The 22,912-nt window shown below is 34.4% G+C and carries 13 protein-coding genes; 11 read left to right on the top strand and 2 right to left on the bottom strand.

What is annotated here, in order from left to right:
- Positions 1-110: 110 nt before the first annotated feature.
- Both FGM02_RS02370 and FGM02_RS02365 read left to right on the top strand, forming a co-directional pair.
- Positions 111-1,898: a glycoside hydrolase family 43 protein gene (locus tag FGM02_RS02370; RefSeq protein ID WP_139956568.1), complete on the top strand. Its 1,788-nt coding sequence runs from the start codon at positions 111-113 to the stop codon at positions 1,896-1,898.
- Positions 1,898-2,647 (top strand): 3-keto-disaccharide hydrolase, encoded by a 750-nt coding sequence (locus FGM02_RS02365; protein ID WP_139956565.1) that lies wholly within the window; start codon positions 1,898-1,900, stop codon positions 2,645-2,647. The genes FGM02_RS02370 and FGM02_RS02365 overlap by 1 nt, the downstream gene beginning before the upstream one ends.
- 104 nt (positions 2,648-2,751) lie before the next feature.
- Here FGM02_RS02365 and FGM02_RS02360 read toward each other — a convergent pair whose 3' ends face one another.
- Positions 2,752-4,047: an FG-GAP repeat domain-containing protein gene (locus FGM02_RS02360; protein WP_139956563.1), complete on the bottom strand. Its 1,296-nt coding sequence runs from the start codon at positions 4,045-4,047 to the stop codon at positions 2,752-2,754.
- A 2-nt stretch (positions 4,048-4,049) separates the two neighbouring features.
- Complete coding sequence (locus tag FGM02_RS02355; RefSeq protein WP_139956561.1) at positions 4,050-4,469, bottom strand: c-type cytochrome; 420 nt, start codon at positions 4,467-4,469, stop codon at positions 4,050-4,052.
- A gap of 127 nt (positions 4,470-4,596) precedes the next feature.
- Between FGM02_RS02355 and FGM02_RS02350 the strand changes: the two genes are divergently transcribed.
- The 9 genes from FGM02_RS02350 (at position 4,597) to FGM02_RS02310 (ending at position 22,900) form a co-directional block, all read left to right on the top strand.
- Entirely contained in the window at positions 4,597-6,405 is a 1,809-nt protein-coding gene (locus FGM02_RS02350) for a tetratricopeptide repeat protein (protein ID WP_139956559.1), read from the top strand.
- An 88-nt stretch (positions 6,406-6,493) separates the two neighbouring features.
- Positions 6,494-7,459, top strand: coding sequence for a T9SS type A sorting domain-containing protein (locus FGM02_RS02345; protein WP_139956557.1), 966 nt, complete (start codon positions 6,494-6,496; stop codon positions 7,457-7,459).
- Between the two features lie 157 nt (positions 7,460-7,616).
- The gene (locus FGM02_RS02340; protein ID WP_139956555.1) at positions 7,617-9,281 is read left to right on the top strand and encodes a GH39 family glycosyl hydrolase; all 1,665 of its coding nucleotides are present in this window, start codon (positions 7,617-7,619) and stop codon (positions 9,279-9,281) included.
- 398 nt (positions 9,282-9,679) lie between these two features.
- Complete coding sequence (locus FGM02_RS02335) at positions 9,680-12,727, top strand: SusC/RagA family TonB-linked outer membrane protein (RefSeq protein ID WP_243739338.1); 3,048 nt, start codon at positions 9,680-9,682, stop codon at positions 12,725-12,727.
- Positions 12,728-12,750: 23 nt separating this feature from the next.
- On the top strand, positions 12,751-14,343 hold the full coding sequence (locus tag FGM02_RS02330) for a RagB/SusD family nutrient uptake outer membrane protein (protein WP_139956553.1): 1,593 nt from the start codon (positions 12,751-12,753) through the stop codon (positions 14,341-14,343).
- 146 nt (positions 14,344-14,489) lie between these two features.
- Entirely contained in the window at positions 14,490-15,890 is a 1,401-nt protein-coding gene (locus FGM02_RS02325) for a cellulase family glycosylhydrolase (RefSeq protein ID WP_139956551.1), read from the top strand.
- A gap of 26 nt (positions 15,891-15,916) precedes the next feature.
- A complete protein-coding gene (locus FGM02_RS02320; protein WP_139956549.1) occupies positions 15,917-18,076 on the top strand; it encodes a beta-xylosidase in 2,160 nt (719 codons plus the stop codon).
- Between the two features lie 31 nt (positions 18,077-18,107).
- Positions 18,108-21,080 (top strand): sugar-binding domain-containing protein, encoded by a 2,973-nt coding sequence (locus FGM02_RS02315; RefSeq protein WP_166461116.1) that lies wholly within the window; start codon positions 18,108-18,110, stop codon positions 21,078-21,080.
- Between the two features lie 47 nt (positions 21,081-21,127).
- A complete protein-coding gene (locus tag FGM02_RS02310) occupies positions 21,128-22,900 on the top strand; it encodes a sulfatase family protein (protein WP_243739337.1) in 1,773 nt (590 codons plus the stop codon).
- The last annotated feature ends 12 nt before the right edge of the window (positions 22,901-22,912 follow it).

Here is a 22,912-nt window from a genome sequence, read left to right as displayed (position 1 = left end):
GTATTAACACTTCTGTAAAGGTAGTTTTTTCAAGAATGCATGATAGGTCAGGATAATATTTATGCAATGCTTACTTATATTTGAAATTATCATAAATAAACAATGAACTTATGAAAATATACAATTCAACATTTAGCAAATTATTTGGTTACCTACTCGTAATTACTTTTTTCGCATGCAATTCAAAATCAGAAAAAAAAGGAAGTACACAGGCAAATGTGTTGGCTAAGTCTACTACAGGAAGTTGGGGAGATCAAGGTGATGGTACTTACGTAAATCCCATATTGAATGCAGATTATCCAGACTCGGATATTGAGCAAGTTGGTGATACGTATTATATGATTACCTCTAAGCAACACATGTCTCCTGGAATGCCAATTTTGGAATCTAAGGACATGGTGAATTGGACAAATGTTGGACACGTTTTTAATGACTTGTCTTGGGGGCCTGAATACAATTGGGATAGAATGAATGGTTATTCTTTTGGTGTTTGGGCTGGTGATTTAGCATATCATGAAGGTACTTGGTTTTGTTATCAAATAGATTATCAGCATGGTTTAATGGTAACTACTGCGAAGGATATTAAAGGGCCATGGAGTAAGCCTAAAATGATGCTTCCAAAATCAGAAGTATTGGATGATCCTGGGGTGTTTTGGGATGAAGAGGCGCATAAAGCTTATATAATTATTAATACTGCAGGAAAACAAAAAAGTTCAACCAACAAGATTGAAGGGAACGAAAACAGAATTTATGAAATGAGTTGGGATGGTACTAAAATCCTAGACGAGGGTAAATTGGTGTATACAGGTATGGGAGCAGAGGCTGCTAAAATTTATAAGATTGAAGGTACATGGTACATTTTCTTAGCGCAATGGACTATTGGTGACAACTCAACAAAACCGGGTGTTAAAAATCCGAAAAATGATAGGAAACAAATTGTATTGCGTTCTAAAGAAAGTATTTATGGTCCTTATGAAGTAAAAACTGTGATGGAAAAAGGGACGGCATTTAACGATAGGAGTTGCAGTCAAGGTGGATTGATGCAAGCTCCAGATAAATCTTGGTGGTATATGCATCAATTAATTCAAAATGATGATATCCCGTTTCAGGGAAGACCACAATGTTTGGCTCCTGTTACTTGGGTAGGCGGTTGGCCAATTATTGGAGTTGATGAAGATAATGATGGTATTGGAGAGCCAGTCAAAAAGTATAAAAAACCAATTATGGGCTATCCAATCGCTGCTCCGAGTTCTGACGATGATTTTTCTAAAGAGAAACTAGGTTTTCAATGGGAATGGAATCACAATCCAAGAAATACACATTGGTCATTGACAGAAAAACCGGGTTGGCTGCGTTTAAAAGCGAGCAAAGTTTTACCTCATAAAAAAGGTTTTGGCCCCAATATAAATCAGTGGACGAATAATGATGGGTCAGATTCGGATTTTTGGAGAGCTTGTAATACATTAAGTCAACGTATAATGGGAATTACAACAGGTACCGCTGTCGCTAAATTTGATATATCAGGAATGAAACCACATCAATTGGCAGGTTTTGTGAGATATGGTGGTGTATATAATTTATTAGGTGTTGAGGTTGATGAAAATGGAAAGAAGAATTTGTTTTATATGAATCCAATGTCAGAAAAAACAAAAGGGCCAAAAATAACAGGCAATGAATTGTATATTAGAACTTCAAATATTGTGAATCAAGCCATCTATGAGTATAGCTTAAATGGGGCAGAATTTAAACCATTTGGTCCCAAATTTACAATTGCCTTTGGAAAATGGACGGGAGATAGATTAGGTTTCTTTTCTTGGAACGAAAAAGAAGATGCTGGTCATATTGATGTAGATTGGTTTAGGTATGATTATGATGGTCCAAAAGCAAAAAAAGAATAATGAAACAGCTAACAATTCTATTTTTAAGTGTTTGCTTATCGGCTTGTATTGGTAAAAAAAAAGCTGTTAAAAAGGATGACTTTAGGTCTGTTTTTAATGGCGAAAATTTAGATGGTTGGCATGGAGATTCTACTTATTGGAGTGTTAAAGAAGGTCGTTTAATTGGAGAGGTAACACCTGAAACAATTTTAAAACGCAATTCTTTTATTATTTATCAAAAAGTACAACCCAAAGATTTTGAGTTAAAATTAGAATATAAAATATCGGAAACGGGTAACAGTGGAATCAACTATAGAAGTAAACTTATGGATACGATTCCTTTTGCTCTAAGCGGTTATCAATGCGATATTGATGGGAAAAATAGATACACGGGGCAAAACTACGAGGAAAAAAAACGAACAACTTTAGCTTATGTTGGTGAAAAAGTAAGTATCCCACCAATGCCTAGGAATATTTCTAAGAACAGATTGCGTAACAACGTAAACAAGAATTGTTGGCAAACTAGAACAATACTTGATACTTTGGGTAGTAGATTACAATTGAAATCGCACATTAAATCAAACGATTGGAATAAAGTTCACCTTATTGTTAAAGGCAATCGTATGCAGCATTATGTCAATGGTGTTTTAATGAGTGATGTTTTAGATTTAGATACCATCAATAGAGTAAACAAAGGTTTTCTTGGTGTTCAAGTTCATATAGGGCCACCAATGAAAGTGCAGTATAAAAACATTAGAATAAAGTACTAGACTTATTATTAACTGCAATATTTGTATTCAATTGTCTAATTGATTGAAGGTAGTAGCTTGTAGTTGCAAGAATTCGATTTTTTTGATGTAAGAGATGGTAAGTGTTATTTTCCTGTATTCATCCAAAGTGTAACACGCTCTAATTTGTCAAAAGGAGGATAAATATATACACCACCTGTGACCATATCCATAAGCCCATCTTTATTAAAATCACCTAGTTCTAATGTAATTAAGTGTGTTGGAGATTTTGCTATGGTATGTTTTTTAAAAGTATTGTTACCATTGTTTTCCAGTAATATTAAACTTTCGGCAGATGCTTTGTCCCAATAATTAAAGCCACTAACAACAAAAATATCTTCGTCATTATCTTTGTCAATATCAGTAGTTCTTGCACTAAAAGCACCTGGGAAATTAGTAATAGGGTAATGTTTAAATTTTAAATGGCCTAAATTCTTAAGCCATTGTACTCCATGCCAAGGTCTTGGAAGCGGAGGTAGGTAGTCGAAAGCATCTCCGTTAGTGTAAAGAATATCTAGCTTTCCGTCTTTGTTTATATCTGTGATTGAAATACCACTAGATCCATAATCTTGGTTACTAGCACCCCATATTTTTTTAGATTTGAAGTTGCCTTTGCCATCATTTTCAAAGCAATATATGGTTTCCCATTCTTGGGTTACTAAAGAAATAATATCTAAATCATTATCTAAATCAATATCTATTAATTCTACATTTATGGGGCCAGAAAGATTTTGTAAGCTATGATTTTTAAAGGCCCAATTTCCTAAGTTTTCGATCCAAGAAGTTTCTCCATCATCATAACCAAATTGGGCAGTAGCTAAATCTATATCTCCATCGCCATCTATATCACCCGCTCTTACATCGGCAACACGAGCTATGTTTTCGAGGACAATTCTTTTAGAAAAATTATTTTCTCCATCATTTTCAAGAACAATAATTGATCCGATTCTGTCATTGTTTGGAAAAAGCATGCCCAGTAACGCAACAATTAAATCCTGATCACCGTCTTTGTCAAAATCAAAAATTTGAACATGTGCAGGTGCTTCAATACTGTCTGCAACTATTTTTTCTGTAAATGTATCTTTAGGATGTTGACTAATTATAGAAATCGTATTGTTCTTAATGTCACATACGACAACATCTAATAACTCATCTTTGTTGATGTCACCAATAGCAAGATTTGAAATTTGTGGAGGATCTTCAAATTTGTTTCCAATTGCAATAGGCGTAAATTTAGTTAAAATATTTTTTAATGATTTATTTTCATTTTGGATTTTAGCTTTTGCTTGTTCATTCGTGTTTTCTTCACGCTCTTTGTTTTTACAATTGATTAGTAAAACGGAAAAGAAAAACAAAAAAAGAACTGTATGTTTTTTTTGCATAGTTAGTGTTTTGTTGATGTTTTGTTGATGCTTACAAGGTAGTTAGTAAGGCAATCTACTTCAAAAGTTGTAAGACTTGGCTTTGGCATTTTTTTACTTTTAAACAAAATTGGTTTTTCGAAATCTGGATCTATAATTGATTTTTTAATATAATTTTCATCAAAGAAAACGGTATATTCTTTATGATTTCGAATTACTTTAGTCTTAGTTCCTAAGATTTTATTTAATGAAGGTCCGTAAAATTTGGCTCCAGATAAAGAGTGGCAGGTTGCACAGCCAACTGAAGTAAATAATTCTTGTCCTTTTTGTGCTTTTTTAAAATTGATTTTTTCTTCCGAATTTTTACATCCAAAAAATAAAGATGAAACAAATAAAAATACAAAATACACTGTTTTTGTGTTATTTCTTTTTGAGGGATACATTATTGAATTTCATTTTAAAAATACTAAAACGAAAGTACATAAATTAAAAAAATCAGGTGTGTAATTTTCTTAGTTTTATTGATGTTCACCTTGGTTTTTGTTATTTTAGCTAATTAATTTAATTGAAATGAATAGAAAAAAAATATTACTGACTATTTCGTCTATAGTTGTTTTTTGTATGGGGTTGTCCTATTTTTTAATCAATAAAAATATTGAAAATCAATATGCAAATCGATTACCTGAAATTCCAGATTTAAACGATACTTCAATTTCATTTCAAAAATATATTGTAAATGTCAATGCAAAGACGATTAGCAAACCTTCTGTTACCAACCTTGGTAAGTTAGGAATGATATATCATGCTAATAATTATTTTGAACAAGCAGAAGTATGCTATCTATTGGCTATTGAACGAGCTCCTAAAGAGTGGATTTGGAGTTATTATTTGGGATGTTTAAAAAGAGAACTTAGTGATTCTGTAGATGCAATTAAGAATTTTAATAATGTTTTAGAAATTCAACCTAATATATACTTGGCATGGTATTACAAAGCTGAAGCTCACAACCAAATAGGTGAGACGACTCAATTTGAAGAGTTACTTGAAAGCTTAGTAGGAATGGATAAGAAATATTTTGTTTTAAAGAATACTAAAAGAACGTCTTATTTTCCGCTATCAGCTTATGCTAGTTTAGAATTGGCAAAGTCTTATCATAGTAGCGGTAAAGTTTTATTGGCAGAAAATCAACTAAAAAAATTGATTGCTAGTGAGAATTCATTTGGCCCAGCGTATAAACAATTAAGTATCATGTATGCTGAAAAAGGGAACAGAAAGTTGAGTGAGTATTATTCAGAGCGATCAAAAGATTTAGAGGACTATAGATCTCCGGTGGATCCTTGGTTAGATAAGTTAAGCTTCCATTCTAGAACTGAAACGTATTTATTAAAACAAATTGAAGATGCCATTAGAAGTAATAATTTACTTTGGGCAATGGAGTTGGTGGATTTTAGTTTGAAAAAAATTCCCGAAAATAAATATATAGTTTCTAAAGCCATTCGACTATATCTTTCTATGAACATGGGAAGAAAAGCACTCCCTTATTTAGATGTACATTTGGAAGCTTTTAAAAATGACTATAATGAGATTATTGGTGTAGGAAAAGGTTTGTCAAATTCGGGGCTTAAAAGTGCCGCTAAAAAATATTTCTTAGTAGCTGAAAAAAGTGAAAATCAAAAACCTGAAACGAAATCTAGATTAGCAGGATTTTTTTTCGATAGGTTAGGTATGAAAGAGAAAGGTGTAGCTTTAATGAATGAATTAGTAGCGCAGTACCCAAATGATCCTGCTGTAATAGGAGGAGCCACATTTTTAGCTATACAACAAGGAGATTTGATAAATGCAAAAAAGTATTTATTGAGATTAGAAAAACTGGATTCTAAAAACCCGAGAATTAATATTTTTAATGGAATTTTAGCAAAAAATGCTGGAGATGTAAAAGGGGCAATAAAATATTATGAATCGGCATTTAAAGAAACTCCAGACCAAGTATTTATAATAAATTACCTTACCGATTATTATAGAAATAATAAAATGTGGACTGAACTAGCTGATGTATATAAAACGGCTTTAAAATTTTCCCCTAACAATCCTTTCATTCAAGAGGCATATGGTTCTTTTTTAATTAATTGTCCAAATGAGCATATACGAAACCCTAAGCAAGCAAAAGAATTTAGTGAAAGAGCATTGATAAATTATAGGTCTGATATGCGAACTCAGGTCGTAGCTGGGCAGTCGTTAGCGATGGCTTATTTTCAATTAAATGAAAAGGATAAAGCTCTTTATTATCTTCAAAAGACTATAAATACCGCTAAAGATGCTCGTTTTCCTAGAGAATTCATAGCAAGTCTTGAAGGAAAGTTACGTGAGTTTAAAAAATGACAAATTAAATGTTTTCTAATCGTGATTGTACAGGATGCTATCTTTGAACTAACAAATTATTTTCGAAGTTAACTTGTAAAAAATAGTTATGTTAAAACAGCTTAGAAAAACAGTAATTTATTTAGTCTTGATACCATTAATGCCCATGTTATCTCAAGAAGCTACTTGTAATGGTTTACTTCCTTTCGAAGAAAAAGAAGGCTTGTTAACTATTGAGATGGAATCAGGAGTTATCAATGATAACAGATGGAAAATTGGTACGGAAACGGAAACTATAAATGGAGAAAATAGAGATACAAATTATTTGTATTGGTCCGGTTCTGAGTCATTTAATAGTCTTTCTAATGCGCCAATTGTTTACAATGTTAAAATAAACAATCCTGGGACTTATCGTTTTGCATGGAGAATGAAAGTAGGCCTAGGGATCTCCAAAGGAGAACATAATGATGCCTGGTTAAAAATTGATGCGGAAGATTTTTATGGGGTGAAAAATGGAGCAAAAGTGTATCCTAAACCTTACTGTAACTCAAGTGATGATTTGACCTGTGCTGCTGGAACTTCCACAGATAATTTTATAAAGGCTTTTGGGAATACCTTGGATTGGGTATTTGTAACCAATACAAATGACCACGTTGCACACAGAGTATTTGTAACTTTTAATGAAGCTAAAGAATACACAATCACGGTAGATGCAAGGTCTTCAAATTTATTTATAGATAAAATGGTTTTAAGAAAAAATGGCATTTCCGATAGTTCTGCTTTCGATTTAGACAATGAAGCATCTAGTTGCTACGAAGCTTTATCTGTTGATGCCCAGAAAATAAAAGAAATAAAAATATTTCCCAATCCGACAAAAGCTAAACTTGCTTTAGCAAACCTACCTCTTAATTCAAATTTGATAATTTCAAATGCCTATGGGGCTGTTCTAAAAAAACTTACTACTTCGAACGCATCAGAAACAATCGATATGACTAACTTTCCTAATGGTATCTATTTTATTTCAAGTACAGATCGAGATGTGCACTTCTTCAAAAAAATTATAAAGTACGAATAGTTTTTCTTATTGAATTGTGGGCAATGAGCGAAACAAAATAAGCCTTTAAATTTGAGTTTTTTCTAACTCCTAACACCTCAGGACACTTTTTTTATTTTAATTAATGAAATTTGTAAGGCTGTTAAATTATAGACAGCTGAAATTAAATATATTATAGATGTTCGTAATCAATAGAAAAATACTTTTTAGTGTAGCTTTTTGCATCACAAGTGCCTTGTTCTTTTCGTGCTCAAGTGACCCGGTTGAAGAAGAAATAGTTGTAACACCAAAACCAGAAGAGCCTGAGCCAGAAGGTCCTGTTACCGTTGATCCTGATAAAGTGGTTGCTATAAATACAGGTGCTGTAGTCGGAGAATTGTATAACTTTTGGTCTACACGACCAATGATTAATCAAACACGATTTACGGGAACTGGATTTACTTCTAGTCTAGTTGGTATTAAGCCCTATGTAAAAAGCTATAATTTGGTTCGTGTCTTAGGAGGAAGAACTGATGATAAAAATAATTTTTATAAAGGAGTTGATGCTTCTGGCAAAATTATTACAGATTTCAGCGACCTACTTACTAGTATGAGAGCTTTTATGAAAACCGGATTTAAACCTAGGATCGTATTAGACAATGTGCCTTGGGATATGAGCGGAGATCGAGTAGTTGATACTTATGGGAATTCTAAGCCGCCAATTAATTATGATCTTTGGAGACAATATATAAATGCTTTTTTACAAACACTAATCACAGAATTTGGTCAGAATACAGTGAAAACTTGGCGTTTTCGTGTTGCCACAGAACCTAATTATACACCACACCATTGGAGAGGAACAAGGGATGAATATTTCAAACATTATGACATAACGGTGGATGAAGTTTTAAAAGTAATTCCTGATGCTATCATTGGACCAGGAAACTTGTTGACAGAAGGTGCTGCTACCTGGACGACTGATATTATTGATCACTGTGCTACAGGAACCAATTATGCTACGGGAACCAAAGGAACAAAGATGAGCTTTTTCTGTTTGTCGTACTATGAGAAATTAGATCAGAAAACAATAAAACTAGAAGAAAAAATAGCGCCCTATAGAGCTAAATTAAATAGTTATCCGCAGTTTAAAGATATTCCTTTTGATATTCAGGAATTTGGGATATTAAAAGGTGATAATGGAAAAAGAGGACTAAGTTTAAGTGATGCTACTGAAGTTGGGGCAAGTTGGTATGCTACCATAGCAGAAATGGCATATCAATATAGGATTTCAGAAATATATGATTGGGGGCAGGAATCTACAGATGGATTAGCTACAGGAAGAAGAAATGTTACAGAGATGTTCTTGAAAATGGAAGGGGGTAATCGACTTGTTGCAGAACATAATTTTAGTGGATTTACAGGTGTAATTCCAGTTGTAAAAAATGGTAGAATTTACATATTGGCATACAATCACAATACAACAAGAAGTAGTACTGCAAGTAAAGTTATGTATCCGGTAATTGAAGGAGGTGAAGTATCGAGTACTAGTACATGGAAGATGAACGAATGGACGATTGATAAGACGCATGGTGTTTTTATGAATGAGTTGTATAAAGATGTAAGAGCCGCAGGAGTTGCAAATAAAACAACCAGTAGTGCTCGTATATATGGAAATAGACCAGATGATTATTTTGAAGATGGCTGGAATAGTGTATTTGACGCTAATAAGACTAAATATGAAAACTTGGCAAAGTTGCCCAAGACTATTGATGGTACACTTATTGAAGTCAGGGATACTAAAATTACTTTAAAAGTAGAACTTGAGCCGCACAGTGTAAAACTTATTGAACTAATACCGCAATAGTAATTTTCAAAATCAAGTTTAAAGTAAGTGTCTAAGAGCAAATATTTGTGTTTGTTCTGCAAGTATTGTTCTTTAAATAAATGTACTCCTGTTCTTTTTCTAAATCTTAAAAAAGGTTTAGAAAAGGAACAGGAGTTTTGTTTTAGAGTGACTAAAAATAATTGTTTGTCACTTCATTTTATAAAAAATAAGTGAGCATGTATTGGTTTTAATTGATGTCTAGAAATTTGTTTAGGTGAATTTTCTCCTTTTTTACTTTATGTTTTTTTTAAAATAGTTGTTATATAGTGTTTTGTCTTTGGGTCATGACAGTACAGGATAGAGCAGGCTAGAGCAGGATGGTATTGAAAAGGTCTTGCTATAGTTTTAATATCTAACAATTAAATATCTAAACATTTATGAAATTAAAAACCACAATTAAAACCTTTCTGAGTTTTAGGAAAACTTGGATATATGCTGTTTTTGTATTGGCATGCGTGTCAATTTCAAATGCTCAATCGGTTTCAGGAACCGTATTTGCCGATGGCCAACCACTGCCGGCAGCAACGGTTCAATTAAAAGGAACTTCTGTTGGTACGAGTACCGATTTTGATGGAAATTTTACAATTAAGGCAAATGCACAAAGTGTGCTTGTCATTAGCTATGTTGGTTACGCAACAAAGGAAGTATTGGTAGGAAACCAATCAAAATTAAGAGTTTTATTAGAATCAGATAATCAATTAGACGAAGTTGTTGTAATTGGTTATGGAACCCAGAAAAAATCTGATTTGACAGGTTCGGTATCTTCTGTTAGCGCCAAAGACATTACATCAAGTCCAGTAGCCAGAGTTGATCAAGCATTGCAAGGTAGAGCTTCTGGAGTTCAAGTAACTCAAGTTAGTGGTGCACCTGGAGCAGGTACGGTTATAAGAGTAAGGGGTGGGAACTCTATTACTGGTAGTAATGAGCCTCTTTGGGTTATAGACGGTATTGTAGTAGGGACAAATTTCAATTTGAACAATATCAATTCAAATGATATCAAATCTATTGAGATTTTAAAAGATGCCTCTTCTATTGCGATATATGGTTCTCGAGGTGCCAATGGTGTGGTTTTGGTTACCACAAAAAACGGTAGAAGTGCCGGTTCAGGAAAACCTGAAGTAAGCGTAAATCTTTATACAAGTATGCAATTGGTTCCAGAATTACCACACATGCTTTCACAGGTAGAGCAAATTGCTTTTACGAACGAAAGTGCTCGTTTTAGATCGGCAGCTGAACCCTTTCCGGGAAATCCTTCAGATTACCCAAATAACAATTGGTATGACTTATTATTGGATGCATCACCAATATACAATGCGGATGTTTCCATATCAGGATCTACGGATGATGTGAATTATTATAATTCACTAAGTTATTTTAACCAAGACGGACTTGTGAAAAGTTCTGGTATTGAAAAATTTATTTTCAGATCCAATTTAGATTATAAACTTAGTGATCAATTAAAAACAGGATTTAGAGTTAATTATTCAAGAATTATGCAAGACAATGGTTTGGCTAGTTTTGGAAATGCCTTTGCAACTTTACCAACGCAACCTATTTACAATGCAGATGGTTCTTATAATGGTTTCGATGATGTGATTGGAGCTCCGTTTTCAAACCCAATTGCTAACATTGCCTTAAATACCAATCAAACATTTTCTAATAATTTGTTGGCAACGGTTTATTTAGAATATAGTCCTTCACCAAAATGGACTGTTAGATCAACTTTTAGTCCGGAAATTAACAATATCAAACAGAACAGGTTTACTTCAAGTCAGTCACCAAATTTCCTGTCTATTGGCGTTACCGATGGAGGTAGTGCAAGTGTTAGAACTGTTGCTACTAATGGTTGGAACAATGAAAATACAATTCAGTATGAAACAGATATAAATAAGAATCATAGCATTACTGCACTTGCAGGTGCTTCTTTTCAAAAAGTATACACAGAAAGTGCCATGGCAGAAGCCTATGGTATCACAAGTGATGCTGCGGGGTATAATAATTTGGGTTTTTCTGAGCCAAGTAGATCTGTTGTATCAAGTGATTATTCTGGTTTTCAGGTTGCTTCATTCTTTGGAAGATTGAACTATACTTTTAAAGATAAATATCTATTTACTTTGGTGGGAAGAAGTGACGGTAGTTCTGTTTTTGCAGAAGGAAATAAATTCGAGTTTTATCCATCTGTAGCAGCGGCTTGGAAGGTTAGCGAAGAATCTTTTATGCAAGATCAAGATGTATTTAAAGACTTGAAGCTAAGGGCTAGTTTTGGTAAATCAGGGAACCAAGCAATTGGAGCTTATAGAACATTGGGTTTGTTGACAGAAGCGAATACGACATTAGGTGGGGCTGAAAATCCTGGGTTAACTTTAGGTAGACCGGCAAATCCTAATTTGAAATGGGAAACTACAAATTCTTTAGATATTGCTTTGGAAGCTTCATTTTTAGGAGGTAGAGTATTTACAGAATTGAATTACTACTACAAAAAAACGGAAGATTTATTATTAGATGTAACAATTCCTAGACAAACAGGCTTTACAAGTCAGTTACAAAACATAGGTTCATTGGAAAATAAAGGATGGGAATTTCTTGTAAATTCTACCAATGTGACCAATGATCATTTCACATGGAAATCTACTTTGACATTATCGGCGAATAAAAATAAGATTTTAGATTTAGGAGATGTAGATTTTATAGACGTTACTGTTGATGAGATTTTAGGTTCTGGGAATACTCGCTTAATTGTTGGAGAGTCAGTACCCGTGTTTACAGGTGCACGATATTTAGGAACATGGAAAAGTCAAGATGAAATTGATGCTTCTGGAATTACAGATCCTACTGTTGTCGGAGGAGCACGCTATGATGATATTAACGGAGATGGGATTATTTCAAGTGAAGATTATGTGGTTTTAGGCGACCCCACACCAGATTTGATTTTCGGTTTTGAAAATACACTTCGGTATAAAAATTGGGATTTTTCATTCTACTTTCAAGGAACTACAGGGAATGAAGTGTTTAATTTAAGAACCCGGAACCATTATTTTAATCGTGGTGAAACAACCAAATTTGGAGATGTAGCAAATCGTTGGACTCCTGAAAATCCAACTTCAAACATTCCTAGGGCAGGTGGAGATTCCGTAACTGGAACACCTCCAAATTCAGAATATGTGGAGGATGGATCTCATATTCGTCTTAAAACATTGAAATTGGCTTACAACGTTCCTGTTGATAAATGGGGCTTAGACTCTATTAAAAATGCCACAATTTATTTCTCAGGTAATAATTTGTTACTATTCTCAAACTTTAGATTAATTGATCCAGAAGCAAGTAATTTTGGAAGAACAGGTTTAGGAAATATTGCACAAGGTTATCATAATGGATCCTATCCAAATCCTAGAGTTTTAACACTTGGGTTAAATGTAACTTTTTAACAACTATAAATTAAAGAATAGATATGAGAACAAAAAACATATTTTTATACGCCTTCATAATTTTCACCTGTTTTGCTTGTGAAGATTTTTTAGAAGAAGACCCAAGAGCCTTAATCGCACCTGAAACATTTTTTGCTTCAGAAAGTGATGCCAGACAGTTTATGAATGGGTATTATGCGATTTTAAAAAACAATTCAATTTATGGTCAGGTAGGCCTTGATGTTTTTTATGACAATGGAGCCGATATTATTGAACCAAATCGTTCGGCTAATTTCTTCGAGCCAATGGGGAATTATTCGTTAACAGAAGCTTCAGCAGATGTGTCAACTCAAAAAATGAGTGTATCTGATACTTGGAAAGATTTATACAGAGTAATCTTAAATACAAATGTTATAATTGAAAGAGTAACTGGTAATGAAGCTATTTCACAAGTATCACAAACCGATATAATTGCTGATGCTAGATTTGTAAGAGCATTGTGTTATTGGCACATTACAAATTTATGGGGAGCTGCTCCTTTTTATACGGAAGTGCTTACTCTTGAAGAAATAAGTTCGCTAGGAAGAGTTGATGAAGCAATTATAATTGATGCCGTTTTAGAAGATTTACAATTTGCACAAGCCAATTTAAAAGGGGCATATACGGGGAGTGAAGCCGGTAGAGGTTCTAAATGGGCAGCAGCATTAATTGAAGCAAAAATTTTAATGCAACAGAAAAAATGGGACGAAGCTTTAACAAAGTGTTTGGAAATTATCAATCAATCACCACATAGTTTACAGTCCACCTATGCAGCTGTATTTGATCCTAATAATGAATACAATTCTGAAATAATTTGGTCTTTAGATTTTGCAAAAGATATTAGAGGACAGTTTGAAGAAGGGGTAGCTGATGCAGATGGTAATTTAAACCCTGTTTTTGGAAATGGAAATTGGAGGCCAAGTATGTTTAATCCTAGATTACGTGATGAACCCAAAAACACCGCAGATAGAAACGCATTGAAAGATGCTCTAACAGCAAGAGGAGAGTCGTTTAACGGTACAGGTTTGCAAATAGCATCAATGGATTTTGCAGAGAAATTTCCAGTAAATGATTTAAGAAGACCCTTAAATATCATGGATAGTTATTTAGGGTATGATTTGAATTTTCCTTATATGGCTAAGATTATGAACTTATCACTGGATACTTCTCCTCGTTTCAATCACTCTGACAATAGAATGGTTTTTCGATTAGCAGATGTGCATTTAATGGCGGCTGAATGTGAAAATGAACGCCCAGGTGGTAATCCAACTGCTGCTTACGAATACATCAAAGAAATTAGAGAACGATCTTATGCTACCGTTGTTGAGGCAGAAGCAATTAAAGGACTAACACAACAGGAGTTTAGGGAAGCTATTTACGATGAACGTAAATGGGAATTAGCTGGTGAAGCTTGGAGAAGATATGACTTGATAAGATGGGGGATTTTAACAGATGTCGTTTCTAATTTAGAATATCGATTTTGGACCCCTGCCGCTAACATCAAACCGTGGCATGTCAAATTGCCTATTCCTTTACAAGAATTGATAAATAATCCTATCTTATTAGAATCAGATCCAACAAATAATGGATATAGATAATAGTTAGTTTTGTTTTAGTAGTTCAGAAAAGATCGAGATATTTTTATTTCGGTCTTTTCTTTTTTTAGGACTTATCGGTACAGTACAGGTTACAGAATAAGGTTGCGAAATATATCTTGCAGTAGTTTTCTTTAATTTATTCTGTTATGAAATATACCATTGTTTGTTTTCTGTTTTTAGGTACCTGTTTTATGGGGTTTTCCCAAATTAAACACGGACTTAGAGACGAAGTAGGTCGGCATATTGTTCCCCGAGGGTTTGTTGTGAATACAAATGATGGAAGAGGAGAAGTATTCTTTAATAGCGATGATTATATGAGAATGGTTAGGATGGGTGCTAACACACAAGTTGTGCGCTTAGAATTAGGTAAGCTAAGTTATTTTCCTGGAGGAAAATTAGAATCAAATTATCTTTTAAAACTAGATTCACTAGTGGCGTTAGGGAAAAATGCAGGAATTAAAACAGTTTTTAAAATGACTGTTTATGGGGTAGATAAATTTATTTGGGAAGATTTTTGGGAAAATAAAAAACAAGAGCACGAAACCTATATAGACGCTTGGAAAGTTATTTGGAAAAGATATGCTGATACAAGATCAGTTTTAGGATATGACGTAGTCAATGAGCCAAGAAAATTAACCAAGAAAATTTCATATACAGCGTTAACTAATAAATACCTTATTCCTTTATATCAAAAAATTATAGACGAAAGTCAAAAAATAAACCCAAACAAATTGATACTCTTTCAGTCTGTTTTTATGAACAAAGGGGAAGCCATTGATAACAATCAATATGCGGAAATAAAAAAGCCAATATATAGAAAAAATATCGTGTTTGCACCTCATATTTATCAAGATAAAAAAGAACTTGTAAAAACCGTTATGGATCGTTTTGATAAAGAATCCGATATATTAAAAGCTCCAATTCTTATTGGAGAATGGGGGTTTCCAACCTTCGCTAAAACCGATACCTTGATCAGTGGGAAGTTAGGTCAATTAGAATACAGAGAACTTTATATTAAAACGGCTGAAGTTTTTGATAGAATGGGGGTAGGGTCAATTAAAGCTTGGTTTTTGGGAAACCGAAGCATGCAAAATTTTTTGCCAGGAGGCCCTTCAACTTGGTCTGTTTTTAGTGATGAAAAAGCGGCGGGAACTGTAGAGAGAAAATATATTACAGACATTATTGCCAGGCCTTTTCCGCAAGCCATTGCCGGAGATATTCATTCTTTTTTATTCAACCATGCTACTCGGACTTTGGATTTAAAGATAAAGACGGATAAAGCGAAAGGAATGTCAAAAATATTTATCGGAGCTAATAGGCATTATCCTGATGGTTTTTCCGTGCTAATAAATGAAGATTTGGTCTTGTTTTACAATCCAATTAAGAAGGTAGGATTGGAAGTGTATAAATGCCCGAAAGATGTGGATCCTTCAAGTTTTGTTTGGGATGAGATGCAGCAAAAATTAATAGTATTAAAATGGCCCAAGGATACAGCCATTTTAAAAATAAAAATTGCTCCGGGTATCAGGAATTTTGAAGTAAAGTAAATTAGGAAATCGTTAAAGTTAAGTTTATGAATAAATTAGTAGTTATTGGAATTTTTGTTTTTTCAATTTTAAGTTGTAATTCAAAAAAAGGAAATACAATAGTAAAAAGTCAAGAAGACACTGAGATAGCCAAAAAAGTAGACGGACTTATTTCACAGATGACTTTAGAGGAAAAAATAGCTGAAATGACGCAAGATGCTCCTGCTAACGATAGGTTGGGAATTCCTTTTATGAAGTTTGGTGAAGGGTTACATGGCTTGTGGTATGATGGAGTAACGGTGTATCCGCAGGCAATAGCATGTGGGTCTACATGGGAACCTGAATTGATAAAAAAAATGGCTGCTCAAACAGCATTGGAAGCTCGTGCGTTGAATATTACACATTGTTATTCGCCTAACCTAGATGTTATTGCAGGTGACGCTAGATATGGTAGAGTTGAAGAATCTTATGGAGAAGATCCTTATTTGGTTTCTAGAATGGGAGTGGCATTCATACAAGGAATGCAAGGTATGGGTGCTGAGCGTTTAGATAAAAACCATATTTTAACAACAGCAAAACATTTTATTGGGTATCCAGAAAATAGAAGAGGTATAAATGGAGGTTTTAGCGATATGTCTGAACGTCGTTTAAGAGAAATATTCTTACCTCCTTTTGAAGCTGCTGTAAAAGAAGCTCAAGTAGGTTGTATTATGCCAGGACATCAGGATTTTAACGGTGTGCCTTGTCATATGAATTCATGGTTGTTAAACGATGTTTTACGAGGAGAACTCGGTTTTGATGGTTTTTTAGTATCGGATAATAATGATGTAGGGCGATTGCAAACCATGCATTTTATTCCTGAAACAAGAGCGGAGGCTGCAATTTTAGGATTAAAAGCGGGTGTAGATATGGATTTGGTTTTAGGAAAGCCTTTAGAATTATATACCTACCATGCAACAGTATTAAAAGATACATTAGAAAAAAATCCAGCACTTGTTAAGTATGTAAATCAAGCAACAGCCAGAATTCTTACGGCAAAACATAAATTAGGGCTTTTTGGTTCGGAATTGAAAGCGGTTAAAAAAGATACGGTTGTAAGTACAAAAGAGCATCAAGAATATGCCTACGAAATGGCGAAAAAGGCAATGGTTTTGTTGAAAAATGACAATAATTTATTGCCGTTGGATATGTCTAAAATAAAATCATTAGCTATTATAGGGCCCAATGCACATGAGAAGCAGCCTAAAAAAGGAACCTATTCCTTATTAGGCGGATATTCAGGATTGCCTCCTTATTATGTTTCGGCCTTGGAAGGAATTACAAAAAAGCTTGCTGGAAAAGTTCAAATTAATTATGCAAAAGGATGCGATCTGTTAAGTAATTCAAAAGCAGGTTTCTCTGCGGCTATTTCTGCTGCAAAAAAATCAGATGCCGTGGTATTAGTCGTAGGTGGTTCTAGAAGAACTGGAGGAGAAGGTGTAGATCGCTCTGATCTTAATTTATTTGGAGTTCAAAATGATTTGGTCGAAGCTATTCATAAAACAGGAAAGCCAGTGGTCGTAGTTTTAATTAACGGACGTCCGTTAGCGATTAATTATATTGCTGAAAATATTCCTTCTGTATTGGAAACTTGGTATTTGGGTATGCGATCTGGTGATGCTATCGCAGATGCAATTTTTGGAGATGTGAATCCTGGTGGTAAATTAACGGTTTCTTTTCCAAGATCTGTAGGTCAGCTTCCTGTCACTTATTTAGAACGACCAGATTTCATAGGTTCTGGAAAGGGATTGTATAAAGAAGCGAATAAATCTGCCCTGTTTCCTTTTGGATACGGATTGAGTTATACAACGTTTTCATTGGGAACACCCAAATTGAAAAACAAAACGATTGCTAAAAATGGAACGACAACTATTTCTATTGATGTAACGAACACAGGAAACAGAGTTGGTGATGAGGTTGTACAAATGTATGTACGTGATGATTATGCTTCTGTAGGACGTTACCTTAAAATGCTAAAAGGTTTTGAACGTATTACATTACATCCAGGCGAAACAAAAACAGTAACTTTTAATTTAGGATTTAACGAACTAAATATTTTAAATCAAGAAATGAAGAAAGTAGTGGAACCTGGCACGTTTACAATTTCTTTGGGAACATCCTCTAAAAAAGAAGATTTAAAAACGAGCACTTTAAAGGTGTTAAAATAAATAGCACTTTAAGAATTTATAGATGAATGGTATGTGTAAAGTAATAGCAAATATATTTTATTTAGTTGTCCTTAGTTTAGGTTTTATAGCTTGTGGTACAAATAAAACTAATAAAGCGGTTTTAAGTAGCAATCGAGTTCGTTATAATTTTAATTTGGATTGGAAATTTGTAAAAGACAATCCAGATAAAGCACAAGTTAAAGATTACGACGATGCTGCATGGTCTACTATTAGTTGTCCACATACTTACAATGATATTGATACTTTTGATGATTTTAGTTTAGGGCATCATGACGGAGAGTCGAATCAATGGAGAGGGACTGTTTGGTATAGAAAACATTTTACCTTGCCAAAAACAGCCAATGGAAAGAAAATTTTTATCGAATTTGAATCGGTACGACAGATAGCGGATGTTTACGTAAATGGTGTTTTCTTAGGCCAAAATCAGACAGGTTTTATACCGTTTGGTTTTGATTTAACTCCTCATATAAAGTTTGGAGAAGAAAATGTGATTGCCGTAAAAGTAAAGAACGACAGAGCAGATCATTTTAGAAAAAATTTTCCACTAGTTTGGAATCATGAACATTGGCATCCAACGCATGGTGGGATTTATAGAAATGTATTTTTACACACCATGGATCCACTTCATATAACTTTACCCTTGTATGATAATTTAAAAACGGTTGGAACTTATGCATATGCAGAGAATGTTAGTAAAAAAAGTGCAACTATAACGGTAAAGTCAGAAGTGTACAATGAGTACAAAGACATTAAAAATGTTGTTTTTGAATCTTTTATAGTAGACAGTGAAGGGAATATCGTACAAAAAGGAATGGATGCACATAACATAGGAGCAAATGAAAAATTTGTTTTTGAAACTCAAATAACCATAAGCAATCCTAAACTTTGGTATACGCGTTATCCTTATATGTATAAGGTAGTATCGGTTGTAAAACAAAACAATATAGTTTTAGATAGTCAAGAAACTCCTTTAGGGATAAGAAGTTTTGAATTTAATAAAGATACAGGTTTTCACATAAATGGAGAATATGCAAAATTACATGGATGGGGGCAAAAACCAACAAACAGTTGGGCAGGCCTTGGTGCTGCTTTGCCAGATTGGTTAAGAGATTTTACTTATAATTTAATGGATGAAGCAGGTGGGAATTTTATTCGATGGGGACATTGTGCTGGATCTCCTTCTGAGATTGCCATGGGGGATAAGTATGGTTTTGTAACTTTAATGCCTGGTGTAGCAGGAGAATCTGAAGATGAAGGCGAAACTTGGGATATTCGTATTGCGGCTTTTAGAGATATGATTGTCTATTACCGTAACCATCCTTCCATTTTTATTTGGGAAGGTGGTAATTGGGCTGAGTCTGCTGCGCATTATGAAGAAATATTGAATGTAATTAATACTTACGATCCCAATGGGAAAAGATTGATGGGGAATAGGCGAGCTGATAATTCCGCTTGTTCTGAGAGATATGTGAGCATAGAGATTGGTACAGAAGGATGGGAAGGAGAATATCCAAATTTACCAATAATAGAAAGTGAGTATTGTAGAGATGAAGCTCCTCGTAGAGCTTGGGATAAAAGTTCTCCTGATGCTAATTTTTTCAAGCATCCAAATATCAAACGCAATACTTATAAATTAACGTCAGAAGAATTTGCGGTTCGACAAGCAGATCATTGGTGGAATAAAATGGGAAAAAAACCTTACCATAGTGGTGGGGCTAATTGGGTGTTTTCCGATGGTCCTCATGGTGGTCGATGTCCGACAGAAGTGACAAGAGCCAGTGGAGAGGTTGATGGTGTTCGTTTACCAAAAGAAGCTTTTTATGCCTTAAAATCTATGTGGAGACCAGAGCCTCAAGTTCATATAGTAGGGCATTGGAATTATGATGACGATACACAAAAGTCAGTTTATGTGATTTCAAATTGTTCCTCTGTAAAATTGTTTTTAAACAATGAATTGCTAGGTGTAAATGCAGAACCCGTTAATGGTTATGTTTATAAATTTGATAAAGTGAAATGGAAATCTGGCGAACTAAAGGCTGAAGGATTGATAGATGATAATTTGCGTGTTTCTCAAATTAAAAAAACGATTGGAAAACCGGTTGCAATAAAATTAACGCCAATAACAGGGCCTAAAGGATGGCGAGCAGACGGTTCAGACATCGCATTGATAGATGTTGAAGTAGTAGACAAAGACGGACAACGCTGTCCGTTAGATAATGGAAGAGTGGATTTTACTATTTCCGGGCCTGCCATTTGGCGTGGAGGATACAATAGTGGAAAAGAGCATTCTACGAATAATTTGTATCTAGATACCGAATGTGGTATTAATCGAGTTGCTATACGTTCTCTTTTACAATCTGGTCAAGTAACAATTACGGCAAATCGACCAGGGATAGAGCAAGCGACGATTCGTTTAAATTCGAATATGGTAAGTTTAGAAGGGGGATTGACAACTGAAATGCCACAAACTTTTCAGGTAATAGCAAAGGAAGAACCATTGCCAGCTCATACGCCCTACATACCACCATATGTGCCAGGAGTAACAAATACAAGCAAGCTTTTTAAGAAATTTAGTTATACTGGAGATGCTCCAGCAACCTTAAGAAAGAATGTGTTTTGGGGAAAGAAAGCCTATACCGATATGAATTATAATTATACCGTTATTCCTCGATATTTAACAGGTTCAGAATATGTAAGAGTTCCTAATTCAGATAGTAAATATTGGGCCAGAGATCTTTTGCAATTTATTGCAGGTGCCAACATGACTTTGTATGTTGGGCATGATGATCGAGTTCCTCGTCCAGAATTTTTAAGAGAGGCATATGTTGATACAGGTGATGATTTTAAATTAGGGAATGTGACTATGTCTTTGTTTAAGCGAGAGGTTTCGGAAGGAGAAAGTGTTGTTATGGCAGGAAATTGTGATGGAGATGCTCCTGAGGCTGCTAGAATGTATGTAGTCATTGCTAAAAAAAAGGAATAAGAAGTATTTCAAAACAGAAGTATCGTTTTAAATAAAAAGCCCAAAAGATGAAAATAAATATAAAAGTAATGGTCAGAAGATCCATAATTTTATCAGCTTGCTTCCTAGTAGTTGCTTGTAAAAATAAGCCGGCATTTGATAAGGTTTCTTTGGAACTACCAAAAAGGCCTAATATTTTATGGTTGGTTACTGAAGACATGGGGGCCTATATACCTCCTTTTGGCGATAAAACAGTAAAAACGCCAAATTTAAGTCGATTAGCCCGTGAAGGGGTAATTTATCCAAATTTGTATTCAACATCTGGGGTGTGTTCTCCAAGTAGAGCAGCCATAGCTACAGGTATGTATCCTTCAAGTTTTGGGGCAAATCATATGAGAACTACTTCCAATACAAAACAAACTGGTTTAAAAAGTTACGAAGCAGTGCCGCCATCCAATGTAAAAATGATTAGTGAATTATTACGAATGCATGGTTACTACTGTTCAAATAATTATAAGGAAGATTATCAGTTTAAAGCCCCAGTTACGGCTTGGGACGAAAGTAGTCCGTATGCACATTGGCGCAATAGAAAAGAGGGGCAGCCGTTTTTCTCTGTTTTTAATTTTACGGAAACACACGAATCTGGTTTGTTTGAGCCTTATGGGTTTAGACAAATAGAAACTAGATATTATCATGCGGGTGATAGAAATTACAACTGGAAACAGAATGGATTACCTGATGCTAAAAACAGAACTTTAGAAGCGGAAACACCGATTCATATACCTAAAACCACAAAATTTGAAATTCCACCCTATCTTATAGACAATGAGATAACCCAGCGAGACATGTGGAAATTATACAACAATATTTGTGAAATGGACAAACAACTTGGTATGGTGTTAAGGCAATTGGAAGAGGATGGTTTGTTAGAGAATACCATTATTTTCTTTTATGGAGATCATGGAGGTCCGCTTCCTAGAGAAAAACGTTTAATATATGACTCAGGGTTAAATACACCAATGATTGTAAGATATCCAAATAAACTTGAAGCCGGTAAAAAAGATGAGCAGCTCATTAGTTTTATAGATTTTGCCCCAAGCTTACTTTCTTTAATAGGAGTGGAAGCTCCTAAGTATATGCAAGGGCAAGCCTTTCTTGGAGAATATACTGCAAAAACGAATCGGAAATATATTCATGCGGCTGCAGATCGTTTTGATGAAGTGACAGATGCGATTAGAGCTGTTAGAGATGATAGATTTAAATATATTAGAAACTACAGACCAGAACAAGGCTATTATTTACCGCTTGCGTACAGAGAAAAAATCCCTTCTATGCAAGAATTATTGCGCTTACGTGATGCTAGAAAATTAAATGCGATTCAAATGCAATGGTTTAGAGCAAAGAAACCGAAAGAGGAATTGTTTGATTGTGAGAAGGACCCTTTTGAGTTACATAATTTAGCGGATCATCCTGAATATTTTGGTAAGCTTAAAGAGTTAAGAGAAGAAATGGATCGTTGGTTAACATCGATAGAGGATGTTCCTAATTATCCCGAAGACAAACTTATAAGTAAGCTTTGGGATGGGCACGAAAACAAGCCGGTTACTTCAGAACCGCATATAGCCTATTTAAATGGTGAAATTTCAATAAAATGTACTACGGAAGGAGCTTCTATAGGATACAAAATAAAATCCAAAGAAGGTCAATTTCCTAAGACGTGGAGTGTTTACCAAGAGCCATTTTCTGCAAATGAGGAAATGATTGTACTGGTGAAATGTCATCGAATTGGGTATAAGTCATGTAAAACGATAGAAATTAAAGTCGCCGAATTGAGAGAATGACGAATGGTTTTA

The organism is Flavicella sediminum, from assembly GCF_006381105.1.
GTDB lineage: Bacteria > Bacteroidota > Bacteroidia > Flavobacteriales > Flavobacteriaceae > Flavicella > Flavicella sediminum.
Note: the sequence above shows the minus strand (reverse complement) of the source record. Positions and strands in the feature narration are given on the sequence as shown.

Excerpts from the sequence above, each read along its gene's own strand:
- FGM02_RS02355 (WP_139956561.1), bottom strand. The coding sequence starts at position 4,469 with ATGTATCCCTCAAAAAGAAATAACACAAAAACAGTGTATTTTGTATTT.
- FGM02_RS02370 (WP_139956568.1), top strand. The coding sequence starts at position 111 with ATGAAAATATACAATTCAACATTTAGCAAATTATTTGGTTACCTACTC.
- FGM02_RS02365 (WP_139956565.1), top strand. The coding sequence starts at position 1,898 with ATGAAACAGCTAACAATTCTATTTTTAAGTGTTTGCTTATCGGCTTGT.
- FGM02_RS02350 (WP_139956559.1), top strand. The coding sequence starts at position 4,597 with ATGAATAGAAAAAAAATATTACTGACTATTTCGTCTATAGTTGTTTTT.
- FGM02_RS02320 (WP_139956549.1), top strand. The coding sequence starts at position 15,917 with ATGAATAAATTAGTAGTTATTGGAATTTTTGTTTTTTCAATTTTAAGT.
- FGM02_RS02330 (WP_139956553.1), top strand. The coding sequence starts at position 12,751 with ATGAGAACAAAAAACATATTTTTATACGCCTTCATAATTTTCACCTGT.
- FGM02_RS02360 (WP_139956563.1), bottom strand. The coding sequence starts at position 4,047 with ATGCAAAAAAAACATACAGTTCTTTTTTTGTTTTTCTTTTCCGTTTTA.
- FGM02_RS02310 (WP_243739337.1), top strand. The coding sequence starts at position 21,128 with ATGAAAATAAATATAAAAGTAATGGTCAGAAGATCCATAATTTTATCA.
- FGM02_RS02345 (WP_139956557.1), top strand. The coding sequence starts at position 6,494 with ATGTTAAAACAGCTTAGAAAAACAGTAATTTATTTAGTCTTGATACCA.
- FGM02_RS02340 (WP_139956555.1), top strand. The coding sequence starts at position 7,617 with ATGTTCGTAATCAATAGAAAAATACTTTTTAGTGTAGCTTTTTGCATC.
- FGM02_RS02335 (WP_243739338.1), top strand. The coding sequence starts at position 9,680 with ATGAAATTAAAAACCACAATTAAAACCTTTCTGAGTTTTAGGAAAACT.
- FGM02_RS02315 (WP_166461116.1), top strand. The coding sequence starts at position 18,108 with ATGTGTAAAGTAATAGCAAATATATTTTATTTAGTTGTCCTTAGTTTA.
- FGM02_RS02325 (WP_139956551.1), top strand. The coding sequence starts at position 14,490 with ATGAAATATACCATTGTTTGTTTTCTGTTTTTAGGTACCTGTTTTATG.